The organism is Brevundimonas sp. GW460-12-10-14-LB2 (assembly GCF_001636925.1).
Lineage (GTDB): Bacteria > Pseudomonadota > Alphaproteobacteria > Caulobacterales > Caulobacteraceae > Brevundimonas > Brevundimonas vesicularis.
Window position 1 is genome coordinate 799,688 of sequence record NZ_CP015511.1, and the last position, 12,837, is coordinate 812,524.

A 12,837-nucleotide genomic window follows, 5' to 3' on the forward strand; every position below is an offset into this window, starting at 1 on the left:
CCATGCCGTCGCCCTCGGCCGGCGTCTCGGAAAGCGCAATAATCTTGCGCATATAATCGAAACGCAGGCCTCGATTGCAGGCTGTGACCGCAATGTGACTACGTCAAGCAAGCTTAATGTCTAGATGTCCGTTTGGGAGATCAATGATTTGGATTTGTTGTAATCTTGTCATAGGTCGATGTGACGATCGGCCGTGGGGTGGCTGATCACATCACGCGCAGCAAAAAGGGCGCGTCCCTTGCGAGACGCGCCCGTGATGTGTTTCGCGATCCGGTCGGATCAGGCTTCGTCGCCGAAGCCTTCTTGTTGACCGGCGCCGCCTTCGATCAGTTCCTGGGCCGATTGCTCGGCGGCCTGGCGCTCATCGTCGAACTGGCTGCGGATCACGTCCTCGCCCTTGGCTTGGCGCTCGGCCTCGTCCATCGAGCGGGCGATGTTGATCTTGACCGTGGCGCGGACCTCGGCGTGCAGGCGAACCGGCACTTCGTGGACGCCCAGGCTCTTGATCGCCGTGTTCAGGACGACCTGCGAACGCTCGACCTTGCCGCCTTCGGCCTGGATGGCCTCGGCGACGTCGCGACCGGCGACCGAACCGTACAGGTGACCGGTTTCACCGGCCTGACGGATCATGACGTAGGTCTGGCCGTCGATCTTGTCGGCGACCTTCTGTGCGTCGGCCTTGTTCTTCTCGTTGCGCTGCTCGATGGCGGCGCGGTCGAGTTCGAACGCCTTCAGGTTGGCGGCGGTGGCCCGGCGGGCCTTGTCGCGCGGCAGAAGGAAGTTACGGGCGAAGCCGTCCTTGACGGACACGACGTCGCCGATGGCGCCGAGATTCTCGACGCGTTCAAGCAGAACGACCTTCATCTCACTTCACCACGTAAGGCAGGAGGGCCAGATAGCGAGCGCGCTTGATGGCCTTGGCCAGTTCACGCTGCTTCTTCTGGGAGACGGCGGTGATGCGCGAAGGCACGATCTTGCCGCGTTCGGAGACGTAACGCTGCAGCAGCTTGACGTCCTTGTAGTCGATCTTCGGCGCATTGGCGCCCGAGAACGGGCAGACCTTGCGGCGACGATAGAAGGGGCGGCGGCCGGCGGCGCCGGAGCCCGCCGGTGCGCCCGGGGTCGGGGCGGTGGTATCGGTCATGTTCCGGGTTCCTTATTCGGCGTCGGCGGCGGCGTCGTCGCGCGGGGTGCGCTCGCGCTCACGCTCGCGTTCACGCTCGCGGCGGGCCAGTAGCGGCGACAGTTCCAGGTCGAGTTCCTCGACGCGGACGGTCAGCCAGCGCAGCACGTCTTCGTTGATCGACAGCTGACGCTCGACTTCGGCCATGGCGGCCGGAGGGGCGTCGACGGCCAGCAGCGAATAGTGAGCCTTGCGGTTCTTCTTCACGCGGTAGGTCAGGTTGCGCAGACCCCAGTATTCGATCTTGGCGACCGAGCCGCCACCGGCGACGATCAGATCCTTGATGGTGTCATTCAGCGCTTCGGCCTGTTGCGCCGAGATATCCTGGCGCGTCATGACCGTGTGCTCGTAAAGAGCCATGCGGTAGTCTCCCTTGTGGGCGTCGGCGCGGAAACGACCGGGTAAGTCGGTCTCCACGATGGCTCCTGGCGCGGCGGCCGGACCGAACGTCCAACCCTTTGGTGCTCCGCGACAGGACCGAAGCCCTGGAAAGGCGGGGCCTATAGGGGAAAAGGGGCGAGGAAGCAAGGATGGCCGCAGACGCTTGTGGCGCCCCGCGACCCCGCTTAAACCAGCCCCATGCCGAAGCTGACGTCCGCGGTCGATCCGCAAAGCCAAAAATACAAGTCCCTGCACGCGCACAACAGCGCCTTGGTCGCCGAGCTGCGCGACCATGTGGCCAAGGCCGCGCGCGGCGGGTCCGACAAATCTCGCGAGCGTCACGTCGCTCGCGGCAAGCTGTTGCCGCGCGACCGCGTCGAGCGCCTGCTGGATCCCGGCTCGCCCTTTCTGGAGATCGGGCAACTGGCTGCGCACGACATGTATGACGGCGAGGCCCCGGCGGCCGGCGTCATCGCCGGCATCGGCCGGGTTTCGGGCCGCGAGGTCATGATCGTCTGCAACGACCCGACGGTGAAGGGCGGCGCCTATTTCCCCATGACGGTGAAGAAGCACCTGCGCGCCCAGGAAATCGCCGAGCAGAACCGTCTGCCGTGCGTCTATCTGGTGGATTCCGGCGGGGCCAATCTGCCGCACCAGGCCGAGGTGTTTCCCGACCGCGACCACTTCGGCCGCATCTTCTTCAACCAGGCCCGGATGAGCGCCAAGGGCATCGCCCAGATCGCCTGCGTCATGGGCCTGTCCACCGCCGGAGGGGCCTATGTGCCGGCCATGTCGGACGAGACGATCATCGTCAGAAACCAGGGCGCCATCTTCCTGGCCGGGCCGCCCCTGGTGAAAGCCGCAACCGGCGAGGTCATCTCGGCGGAGGAGCTGGGCGGGGCGGAAACCCACGGCCGTCGCTCGGGCGTGGTCGATCATGTCGCCGAGAACGATGAGCACGCGCTGGAGATCGTGCGCTCCATCGTCGCCAATCTGAACACGACCAAGGCCGTCGAGATGGATGTGCGCGAACCGCGCGCGCCCGCCTTCGACGCGGAGGAGCTGTACGGCCTGATCCCAGACGACGTGCGGGCCCCCTATGATGTGCGCGAGGTCATCGCCCGGCTGGTGGACGGGTCGGAGTTCGACGAGTTCAAGAGCCTGTACGGCTCGACCCTGGTGTGCGGGTTCGCGCGCATCTGGGGCTATCCGGTCGCCATCCTGGCCAACAACGGCGTCATCTTTTCCGAGAGCGCCCAGAAGGGCGCGCACTTCATCGAACTGGCCTGCAAGCGCAAGATTCCGCTGCTGTTCCTGCAAAACATCAGTGGCTTCATGGTCGGCGGCAAATACGAAGCGGGCGGCATCGCCAAGGACGGCGCCAAGCTGGTGACGGCCGTGGCCTCGGCCGAGGTGCCCAAGTTCACCGTCCTGATCGGCGGCAGCTTCGGAGCCGGAAACTACGGCATGTGCGGCCGGGCCTATTCGCCGCGCTTCCTGTTCACCTGGCCCAACAGCCGGATCGGGGTCATGGGCGGCGAGCAGGCCGCCAGTGTGCTGGCCACCGTGCACCGCGACGCCGAGACTTGGTCCCCTGACGACGCCGAGGCCTTCAAGGCGCCGATCCGCCAGAAGTATGAGGACGAGGGCAATCCCTATTACGCCACCGCCCGCCTGTGGGACGACGGCGTCATCGATCCGGCCCAGACCCGTGATGTGCTGGGCCTGGCCATCAGCGCCAGCCTGAACGCCCCCATCCCGGAGACGACGTTCGGCCTGTTCCGGATGTAACCTATTGGTCCGCGCCTCGTTGTGAGCGGACACGCAGTTTGGAGACCCCCATGGCCGATCAACCGACCGAAGCCGACCTCAACGCCCTGGACGTCACCGACGCCGAGGCGGCCGAGATCAACAGCATCGCCCAGCCGCTGGTGCCCGATGCGGCGCCGGACGCCGACGATGATCTGGTGCAGATCGATTCGACCACCGACGGCGTCGTCTTCGTCACCATCAACCGTCCGCAGAAGAAGAACGCCTTCGACGCGGCGACCATCTCGGCCCTGCACGAGGCGTTCGAAACGCTGCACGGCGCGGACCGGGTGCGGGCCGTCTTCATTCGGGGGGCGGGCGGCACCTTCAGCGCCGGGGCCGATCTGAACTGGATGCGCGACGCCGCCGGCTGGTCCGAGAGCGACAACCGCGACGACGCCATGGGCCTGGCGAAAATGCTGAAGGCCCTGCACGACATTCCCGCCCTGACGGTGGCGGTGGTCGAGGGCAACGCCATGGGCGGCGGAGCGGGCATCGTCGCCGCTTGCGACATGGCCGTGGCGGTCGAGGGCGCGCGCTTCGCCTTCTCCGAAGTCAAGCTGGGTCTGATCCCGGCGACCATCGCCCCCTATGTGATCGAGGCCGTCGGCGCGCGCCGCGCCCGCCAGTTGTTCCTGACCGCCAACGCCTTCGACGCCGACTACGCCGCCCATGCCGGCCTGATCGACTTGGTCCTGCCCGAGGGATCGGTGGACGAGTTCATCTCGATGCTGAGCGACAGCCTGACCAACAATGCGCCGGGCGCGATGGGCGAGGCCAAGCGTCTGGTCAACGACATCGCCCACCACAAGATCGACAACGGTCTGATGGATGAAACCGCCAAACGCATCGCCCGCGTCCGCGTATCAAACGAAGGCCGCGAGGGCGTCGCCGCCTTCCTGGAAAAGCGCAAGGCCAGCTGGACGGTTTGAATGCGCTGATCGGCCGCCGGAAACGGCGGCCGATTTCAGGCGTAGTTGAAGCTGATCGAAATCCGGTCGGCCTTGGCCAGATTGGTCGGCACCTCGTGCCGCAGCCAGCTTTCCCACATCAGCACCGTGCCTGCCTGAGGCTGCAGATAGACGAACGGCCGCTCGGCCTCGCTCGCGTCATCGGTCACCGACGGGCGGGCCATCATGAAGGGCAGGCGGGGATCTTCCAGCTTCAGCGATGAGGCGCCGTCTGGCACGGCGATATAGACGGTGCCCGACAGGAAGGCGTGCGGGTGGATGTGACCTGTATGGCCGCCGCCGGGCTTCAGGATGTTGACCCACAGATTGTCGAGGCGGGGTTTGCGCGCCAGGTCGAAGTTCAGGGCCTTGGCATAGGCGACGGCATGGCGATCCAGGTGACGCTTCAGCTCGGCGAACTCGGGGAACCGCTGCGGCAGGTCGTCCAGCGAGCCGTAGGAGGTATAGCCGCGATAGGCGTTGGCCTTGCACCACCGGCGGCCGGCCTCGTCCTCCACGGCCATCATCCGGATGACGTCGATCAGCTGTGCGTTGAAGTCGGACCAGCCACGCCCTTCGGCGAGGGAGGCTTCATAGACCTGGGTGACGAAGAGGGGGCGCAGGGGCATCGGAGGGGCTTAACGCCTGCCGCGTCGCGTGAGAAGGGTCGTGCTCTGCCTCTCGCCTGATGCGCACGATCCGGCTAAGACCGCTTCATGTTCAAGTCCGTCCTTGTCGCCAATCGCGGCGAAATCGCCTGCCGTGTCTTCCGCACCGCCAAGCGGATGGGGATTCGCACCATCGCCGTCTATTCCGAGGCGGACGCCAACGCCTTGCATGTGCGCGAAGCCGACGAGGCGGTGCTGATCGGTCCGGCGGCGGCGCGCGAATCCTATCTGGACGGCGCCAAGGTGCTGGCGGCGGCCAAGGCGACCGGCGCAGAGGCGATCCACCCCGGATATGGCTTCCTGAGCGAGAACGCCGACTTCGCCGAGGCCGTCGCGGCGGCGGGCCTGATCTGGATCGGGCCGGACCCGTCCTCGATTCGCGCCATGGGCCTGAAGGACGCGGCCAAGGCGCTGATGATCCAGGCCGGGGTGCCGGTGACGCCAGGCTATCAGGGCGCGGACCAGTCGGAGGAAACCCTGACGGCCGAGGCGGCGCGGATCGGCTATCCGGTGCTGATCAAGGCGGTCGCGGGCGGCGGCGGCAAGGGGATGAAGCGGGTCGATGATCCGGCCGATTTCGCCGCCGGTCTGGCCAGCGCCAAGCGGGAAGGGGCGGCGGCCTTCGGCGACGACCGGGTTCTGATCGAACGCTACATCACCCGCCCACGCCACATCGAGGTTCAGGTGTTCGGCGACAAGCACGGCGAGGTCGTGCACCTGTACGAACGCGACTGTTCACTGCAACGCCGCCATCAGAAGGTGATCGAAGAGGCCCCGGCGCCGGGCATGAGCGATGACGTGCGCGCGGCCGTGACCGGGGCTGCGATCAAGGCGGCCCGGGCGGTCAACTACGTTGGGGCTGGGACCATCGAGTTCATCGCCGACGCCTCGGACGGGCTGAAGGCGGACGGCGTCTGGTTCATGGAGATGAACACCCGGCTGCAGGTCGAGCATCCCGTGACCGAGAGCGTGACGGGCGTCGATCTGGTCGAATGGCAGTTCCGCGTTGCCGCGGGCGAGCCGATCCCGTTGAAGCAGACCGAGATCCAGCTGAACGGCTGGGCCATGGAGGCGCGGCTGTATGCCGAGGATCCGGCCAACGGCTTCCTGCCCTCCATCGGCAAGCTGGAGCATTTCGTCATGCCGGACAGCATCCGCGTCGACACCGGCGTGGAGCAAGGCGGCGAGGTCAGCCAGTTCTATGACCCGATGATCGCCAAGCTGATCGTCCATGAGGACACGCGCGAGGCGGCGGCGGCGCGTCTGGCCGAGGCGGCCGGCGAGGTCGAGGTCTGGCCGGTCAAGGCCAACGCCGGCTTCCTGAAACGCTGCCTGGAGCATCCGCGCTTCGTCGCGGGCGACGTGGACACGGGCTTCATCGCGGCGGAGGAGGCGGCGTTGCAGCCGCAGCCGTCCGACGAAGCGACGCTTGCGGCCCTGACCCTGATTGCGGAAGCGGCGGCGGATGCGGTCGAGGCGCGTTCGGACCGGTTCAGCCCTTGGGGCGGCCAGCCGGGTCTGTCCTATGGCGTGCGCCTGAATGCGCCGGCGCAGACAACCGTCTGGGCCCATGTCGACGGTCAGGGCGTGTCCGCTGCGGTGACGCCGGTCGAAACGGGCTGGCGCGGTTCGCAGGGCGAACTGGCCCACGTCGGGTTCGATCAGGTCCAGGCCGGGGATCGCCTGTTCGGCTATCAGGCCGTCGACGACGGTTTCGTCCTGTTCGTCGATGGCGAGGCGCGTCGCGTCACCCCCTATCGCGCCGCCGTGGGGTCAGGCGCGGGCGCGGTGTCGGACGGTTCCCTGCGCGCGCCCATGCCGGGCAAGATCGTGGCTACGCCGGTCAAGGCCGGCGATGCGGTGACGAAGGGCCAGCCGGTCGTGGTATTGGAAGCCATGAAGATGGAACACGCCCTGACCGCGCCGTTCGACGGCGTGGTGGAAAGCGTCGCGTCTCTTGGCGACCAGGTCGTCGAGGCGGCCGTGCTGGCGGTGGTGAAGGCGGACTAAAGCCCCACGCCGCCGATCGGGCGCGTCACGACCGTGTCGCCCCATAGCGCGATCAAGCCGAGCGCCGGACGCATCACTCTGGATTCGCGGATCGTGTTGAACCAAGCATCGTGCGAGGCCTTGCTCATCCAGACCTCTGTGACGAGCAGGGCGTCGGCGTCATTCACATCGTGCGCCACGACGTAGCTGTGGCAGCCCGGTCGCTTCACATTGGGATCCAGCAGGCAGAGGCCCAGTTCGTCGCGGCGGCCGGGATGGGCCGTCAGGCGGGTAATCAATCCGTACATACTGGTCCTAAAGGCGCTGGGCGAACTGAGCGGCGCGAGCCGATGGTTAGCCCTCTAAGATTAAGAATCTGGCCAATGCGTTTAAGGGGCACTACGTGGTCGCCATGCCGCTTCACATGATCAAGCTGGGCGTCGGGGTGCCGGACGTCGAATGGCTGGAAACCCGCGCCGCCAAGGGCGGGCCGCTGGTGGTTCATACGCGAATGACACCGAAACGGGCGACCGAGATCGAGGACGGCGGCTCGCTTTACTGGGTGGTGAAGGGAACGATCGTCTGTCGACAGCCGGTGCTGGACATCACAACCTTGGGCGAGGGCAAGCAGAGCCGATGCGAGATCACGCTCGAACCCAAAGTCATTCGCACCGCGCCCATGGCCCGGCGACCCTTCCAGGGTTGGCGATATTTCGAGCCAAAAGATGCGCCGGTCGATCTGACCGACCTCGACGCTGGCGAGGCTCCGGAAGAACTGGTGCGTCAGCTGCGCGAACTGGGCGCCTGGTAGGCCAAGCCCTCAACGTTTTTGGGAGTTGACCCCGGCGAGTCGGCGTGGCCTGTGCCGCGTCCGATGATCGCGCTCAGCCCCCAGACCCGTACCGCCTTCCGCGACCTGCTGAACCTGGCATGGCCGGTGATCCTGGCGCGCATCGGCATTATGACCATGGGGCTGACCGACGCCATCGTGGTGGGCAACTATTCCAGCCAGGAACTGGCGTTCCATTCTCTGGCCTGGGCGCCGACGTCGATCGTGGTGACGACGGCGGTGGGCCTGATGCTGGGCGTGCAGGTGATGACGGCGCGGATGCTGGGCGAGGGGCGTCGGCACGCGGTCGGCTCGGTGCTGCGTCGCGGCCTGACCTATTCGTTGCAGATCGGCGTCGTGTCGATGATCGCCCTGATCGCCATTGGCCCGTGGGGACTGGGCAAGCTGGGGCTGGAGGACGGTCTGGCGGAGGGCGCGGGGCCTGCCCTGGTCGTGTTCGCCCTGTCCATGCCCTTCTATCTGATCTCGGTGACAGGCCAGTTCTTCCTGGAGGCTCTGGGCCGGCCCAAGCCCGGCATGGTGGCCATGTGGGTGGCGAACGGGGTCAATCTGGCGCTGAACATCGTACTGGTCCCGGACCTCCTCGGCTTCGGCTTCGACGGCGCCTTCGCCTCGGCCTGGGCGACGTTCGGGGCGCGGGCGGCGCTGGCGATCTTCCTGGTGATCTACATCCTGCGTCTGCCCGAGGCGCGGGCGCTGGGCATCTTCGACAAGCCCGAGCGCGATCCCAAGGCCGCGCGCGAGCAGGTCAAGGTCGGCCTGGGCGCCGGGGCCTCCTATTTCATCGAGGTCGGGGCCTTTTCGGGCTTCACCTTCTTCGCCGGTCAGATCGGCACGGCCGAGACGGCGGCCTGGGCGGTGGTTCTGAACGTCTCGGCGATCGTCTTCATGCTGCCGATGGGGCTGTCGTCGGCGACGGCGGTGCTGGTGGGCCGCAGCTATGGCGCTGGCGACGGGCGAGGGGTGATGCGCGCCGGGCTGGTGGGGCTGGGCGTCGTGACGGCCCTGACATTGGTTGTCGCCCTGCTAGTCTGGCCCAGCGCCCATCTGATCGTCGGCGCCTATAATCGCGATCCGACCCTGCTGGCCATCGCCGCGCCGGCCCTGGTGCTGGCGACCCTGTTCTTCGTCGCGGACGGTATTCAGGTCGTGGCGGCCCAGGCCAACCGCGCGGCGGGCGACGTCTGGTGGCCCACCATCATGCATTTCGCGGCCTACGGCGCGGTGATGATGCCGCTGGGCTGGGTGCTGGCGCATCAGATGGGCGTCAACGGCCTCGTTTGGGCCGTGGTGATTGCCAGCCTGGCGTCCTCGACCCTGCTGACCGGGCGTTTCATCCGTATTGCGCGCCGTCTGCCGCAAGGCGTTTGAGGAAACCGCGCCGCCGCTCTATATCCCTGCGCTTCCCCGAACACCTGGACGATCATGGCTCGCATCCTCATCACCTCGGCGCTGCCCTACATCAACGGCATCAAGCACCTGGGGAATCTGGCGGGCTCGATGTTGCCGGCCGACGTCTGGGCGCGGTTCAAGCGGGCCCAGGGGCATGAGGTGCTCTATATCTGCGCCACGGACGAGCATGGCACCCCGGCCGAGCTGGCCGCCGCCGCCGCCGGACAGGACGTGCGTACCTATTGCGACGAGCAGCACGAGATCCAAAAGGCAGCCGGCCAGGCGTTCGGCCTGAGTTATGACTGGTTCGGCCGCTCGTCGAACCCGCAGAACCATCGCCTGACCCAGCATTTCGCCGAGGCGCTGGAGAAGAACGGCCTGATCGAGGAGCGTGTGGATCGGATGATCTATTCGATCGACGACGCCCGCTTCCTGCCCGACCGCTATGTCGAGGGGACGTGTCCGCACTGCGGCCATGTCGGCGCGCGCGGCGACCAGTGCGACAATTGCGGACGCCTGCTGGACCCGACCGACCTGATCGATCCCTATTCGTCGGTGTCGGGCTCCAAGAATCTGGAGGTGCGCGATACGCGTCACCTCTATCTGCTTCAGACCAAGATCGAGCCGGAAATCCGCGCCTGGGTCGACGGCAAGACGGGCTGGCAACAACTGGCCAAGTCCATCGCCTACAAACATCTGGACGAGGGGCTGATCGACCGGGGCATCACCCGCGACCTGGCCTGGGGCGTGCCGGTGACCAAGGACGGCTTCCCGCGTCCCGGAATGGAGGACAAGGTCTTCTACGTCTGGTTCGACGCCCCCATCGAGTACATCGCCGCGACCGAGGAATGGGCCGAGGCGACGGGCGGGTCGTGGCATGACTGGTGGCGTCTGGACGGGGGGGCTGAGGACGTCCGCTATGTCCAGTTCATGGGCAAGGACAACGTCGCCTTCCACACCGTCAGCTTCCCCGCGACCATCATCGGCTCGGGCGAGCCGTGGAAGACGGTGGATCAGCTGAAGGCGTTCAACTGGCTGAACTGGTACGGGGGCAAGTTCTCCACCAGCCAAAAGCGCGGCGTCTTTATGGATCAGGCGCTGGAGCTGCTGCCGGCCGACTACTGGCGCTGGCGCCTGACGGCGTATGGGCCGGAGCACGCGGATTCGGCCTTCACCTGGGAGGATTTCCAAGCCTCGACCAACAAGGACCTGGCCGATGTGCTGGGCAATTTCGTCAACCGCATCGTCAAATTCGCGGAATCCCAATTCGACGGCGTGGTGCCCGAAGGCGGCGAGGCCGGACCGGTCGAAATGCAGCTGGAGGCCGATATCAAGGCAGCCGTCGCCGAGGCGACCGAACAGCTGGAGGCGATGGAGTTCAGAAAGGCCGCCGTCGCCATCCGCGCCGCCTGGGTGCTGGGCAACGAGTATCTGCAGGTCGCGGCACCCTGGACGGCGCTGAAGACCGATCGCGACCGCGCGGCGGTGGGGGTGCGCACGGGTCTGAATCTCGTCGCCTTGTTCGCGCGTCTGGCCGCGCCGATCCTGCCCTTCACCGCGCCCAAGATCGCGGCGTCGGTTGGGGTGGACGACCTGAGCTGGCCAAGCGCCGACGAGGGTCTGCTGAACCGTCTGCCGGTCGGCGGCAAGGTCGAAGCTCAGGGCGTCTTGTTCGCCAAGATCGAGGACGCCCAGGTCGCGGAATGGTCCGAACGCTTCGGCGGCGCGGACGCCTGATCCGAAGGGAATAAGCGATGACGCCGACCCTGACGCCCCTAACCGACGAAGCGCGCGCCGTCATTCGCGAGCGGCTGGCGCGCACGGGGCGGGCGCAGATCGACGGCGTCTTGGCTGTGACTGACGCGCAAGCGCTCCACGACGCGGCGACGGCCGCTGGCTACAACGTCGTGACGCGACGCGGGACCGGCCATGTCGATCTGCCCGCCGCCTGGCTGGCTTCTCTGACGCCGGATCAGAAACAGGCGCTGGGTCAGGCGGTGCAGGTCTCGGCCCAGGCCGACTTCCAGTATCTGTACGACAATCATCCGATCTACGATCTGGTCCAGGCGGGGCAGGCGGCGCCGGTGTGGGCCGATCTGTTGGCCTTCCTGAACGGCGAGGCCTTCCTGGGCTTGATGCGGGACGTGACAGGCGAGCCGCGGCTCGCCTTGGCCGATGCGCAACTGACCCGTTATCGCGCCGGCCATTTTCTGACCGAGCATGACGATCACGCCCAGGGCAAGAATCGCTTCTTCGCCTATGTGCTGAACCTGACGCCGGTCTGGCGGATCGAGTGGGGCGGTCTGCTGGCCTTCCATGGCGCCGACGGCAATGTGGCGGAGGCCTTTACGCCGCGCTTCAACACCCTGAACCTGCTGAAGGTGCCGACGCCTCATTCGGTGACGCAGGTCGCCCTGTCGGCGGCGGCGGACCGGATTTCGGTCACCGGCTGGCTGCGCGGTCGCTGATCAGCCCTGTTCGGCGAACACGACCGGAAGCCCCGCCGCATTCCAGGCCTGGATGCCGCCGGTCAGGTTGAACAGCGGCTGGCCCTCGGGGCCGGTCGGCCCGACGAAGGCGCAGACCTGGTGGCTGCGGCCGCCCTTCAGGCATTGAACGATGATCTTCTTGTCGGCCGGAAGGTCCAGCGCCTCCCATGCGGCGGGCATCTGACTGAGCGGGGCCAGGATCGCGCCGTCGATGCGGGCGGCGGCGAACTCGTCCGGCTCGCGCACATCGATCAGCACTGCTTCGCCGGCCTGCAGCCAGGCGGCGGCCTCTTCGACGGTGACGGTGGCGACGATCATGGCGCGACCGTCGGTTCTGCGGGCGCCGGCGTCGGGCTGTCCTCGGTGCGCTTCTGGCCCAGGTGTTTGGCCGCTTCCTCGGGACCGATCTCAAGGAAGGCGGGGGCCGAGGCGTTGAACTCGTCCATATGGCCGGTGCGGACCACCACCTGACGGGCGCCGTCCCAGATCATATGCAGGGCGACATACAGGACGACGACGAGACCGATGTAGCCGATCCAGCTGAAGCGGTGCAGCAGCTTGGCGATATAGGTGGCGGCGACGCCCATCAGGGCGATCGACAGCACCAGGCCGAAGACCATGATCCAGGGGTGTTCGTGCGCGGCGCCGGCGACGGCCAGCACATTGTCCAGCGACATGGTGATGTCGGCGACCATGATCTGAATCAGGGCGGCGCCGAAGCTCTTGCGCTTGATACCCAGTTCCTCGGGCGACGGACCAGAGCCGTGCTCGATGCTCATAGCCAGTTCGAGTTCCTTCTCAGCCTCGGCCTGGTCGTGGGTCGCCTGCTCGCGCAGTTCGCGCCACATCTTCCAGCACACCCAAAGCAGCAGCAGGCCGCCGGCCAGCAGCAGGCCGACCAGAGCCAGAAGCTGCACGGTGATCAGCGCAAAGCCGATTCGCATGACGACGGCGGCGGCCAGGCCGATCAGAATGGCCTTCTTGCGCTGGTCCTGGGGCAGGGCGGCGGCGGCCAGGCCCACGGCGACGGCGTTGTCGCCGGCCAGGACAAGATCCATCAGCAGGACCTGGCCGAGGGCCGTGGCCTGGCTGGCGAGTTCGGGAGACGAGAGGAATTCCATTTCCG

14 protein-coding genes are annotated in these 12,837 nt (G+C 66.7%); 7 read left to right on the forward strand and 7 right to left on the reverse strand.

What is annotated here, in order from left to right:
• Positions 1-279: 279 nt before the first annotated feature.
• Genes rplI through rpsF form a run of 3 tightly spaced genes read right to left on the reverse strand, consistent with a single transcriptional unit; the run spans position 280 to position 1,543 of the window.
• Positions 280-864 carry a 50S ribosomal protein L9 gene (gene rplI, locus A4249_RS03780; RefSeq protein WP_055754943.1) on the reverse strand — a complete coding sequence of 195 codons (585 nt, stop codon included), beginning with the start codon at positions 862-864 and terminating at the stop codon, positions 280-282.
• A 1-nt stretch (position 865) separates the two neighbouring features.
• Positions 866-1,144, reverse strand: coding sequence for a 30S ribosomal protein S18 (gene rpsR, locus A4249_RS03785; RefSeq protein WP_008259463.1), 279 nt, complete (start codon positions 1,142-1,144; stop codon positions 866-868).
• 12 nt (positions 1,145-1,156) lie between these two features.
• Positions 1,157-1,543: a 30S ribosomal protein S6 gene (rpsF, locus tag A4249_RS03790; RefSeq protein WP_026108635.1), complete on the reverse strand. Its 387-nt coding sequence runs from the start codon at positions 1,541-1,543 to the stop codon at positions 1,157-1,159.
• A 219-nt stretch (positions 1,544-1,762) separates the two neighbouring features.
• On the opposite strand from rpsF, the gene A4249_RS03795 reads away from it, so the two are divergent.
• Both A4249_RS03795 and A4249_RS03800 read left to right on the forward strand, forming a co-directional pair.
• Positions 1,763-3,355 carry a carboxyl transferase domain-containing protein gene (locus A4249_RS03795; RefSeq protein ID WP_066551177.1) on the forward strand — a complete coding sequence of 531 codons (1,593 nt, stop codon included), beginning with the start codon at positions 1,763-1,765 and terminating at the stop codon, positions 3,353-3,355.
• Positions 3,356-3,405: 50 nt separating this feature from the next.
• Positions 3,406-4,305, forward strand: coding sequence for an enoyl-CoA hydratase-related protein (locus tag A4249_RS03800; RefSeq protein ID WP_066551179.1), 900 nt, complete (start codon positions 3,406-3,408; stop codon positions 4,303-4,305).
• A gap of 35 nt (positions 4,306-4,340) precedes the next feature.
• Here A4249_RS03800 and A4249_RS03805 read toward each other — a convergent pair whose 3' ends face one another.
• Positions 4,341-4,952: a TIGR02466 family protein gene (locus tag A4249_RS03805; RefSeq protein WP_066551180.1), complete on the reverse strand. Its 612-nt coding sequence runs from the start codon at positions 4,950-4,952 to the stop codon at positions 4,341-4,343.
• An 87-nt stretch (positions 4,953-5,039) separates the two neighbouring features.
• Between A4249_RS03805 and A4249_RS03810 the strand changes: the two genes are divergently transcribed.
• Complete coding sequence (locus tag A4249_RS03810) at positions 5,040-7,001, forward strand: acetyl/propionyl/methylcrotonyl-CoA carboxylase subunit alpha (RefSeq protein ID WP_066551185.1); 1,962 nt, start codon at positions 5,040-5,042, stop codon at positions 6,999-7,001.
• On the opposite strand, the gene A4249_RS03815 is transcribed toward A4249_RS03810, so the two are convergent.
• The gene (locus A4249_RS03815; protein ID WP_039247635.1) at positions 6,998-7,288 is read right to left on the reverse strand and encodes a putative quinol monooxygenase; all 291 of its coding nucleotides are present in this window, start codon (positions 7,286-7,288) and stop codon (positions 6,998-7,000) included. The genes A4249_RS03810 and A4249_RS03815 overlap by 4 nt on opposite strands.
• A gap of 104 nt (positions 7,289-7,392) precedes the next feature.
• Here A4249_RS03815 and A4249_RS03820 point away from each other — a divergent pair, with 104 nt between their 5' ends.
• From A4249_RS03820 to A4249_RS03835, 4 genes are read left to right on the forward strand one after another with little or no spacing between them, the layout of a single operon-like run.
• A complete protein-coding gene (locus A4249_RS03820) occupies positions 7,393-7,791 on the forward strand; it encodes a DUF1489 family protein (RefSeq protein ID WP_045810585.1) in 399 nt (132 codons plus the stop codon).
• 51 nt (positions 7,792-7,842) lie between these two features.
• The gene (locus A4249_RS03825; protein ID WP_231868765.1) at positions 7,843-9,201 is read left to right on the forward strand and encodes an MATE family efflux transporter; all 1,359 of its coding nucleotides are present in this window, start codon (positions 7,843-7,845) and stop codon (positions 9,199-9,201) included.
• A 54-nt stretch (positions 9,202-9,255) separates the two neighbouring features.
• Positions 9,256-10,959, forward strand: coding sequence for a methionine--tRNA ligase (metG, locus tag A4249_RS03830; RefSeq protein WP_066551192.1), 1,704 nt, complete (start codon positions 9,256-9,258; stop codon positions 10,957-10,959).
• A gap of 17 nt (positions 10,960-10,976) precedes the next feature.
• Complete coding sequence (locus tag A4249_RS03835; protein ID WP_066551194.1) at positions 10,977-11,690, forward strand: 2OG-Fe(II) oxygenase; 714 nt, start codon at positions 10,977-10,979, stop codon at positions 11,688-11,690.
• Here A4249_RS03835 and A4249_RS03840 read toward each other — a convergent pair whose 3' ends face one another.
• Positions 11,691-12,029 carry a rhodanese-like domain-containing protein gene (locus A4249_RS03840; protein WP_066551196.1) on the reverse strand — a complete coding sequence of 113 codons (339 nt, stop codon included), beginning with the start codon at positions 12,027-12,029 and terminating at the stop codon, positions 11,691-11,693. It abuts the gene before it with no gap.
• On the reverse strand, positions 12,026-12,832 hold the full coding sequence (locus A4249_RS03845) for a TerC family protein (protein WP_066551197.1): 807 nt from the start codon (positions 12,830-12,832) through the stop codon (positions 12,026-12,028). Before A4249_RS03845 ends, A4249_RS03840 begins: the two co-directional genes overlap by 4 nt.
• Positions 12,833-12,837 lie beyond the last annotated feature (5 nt).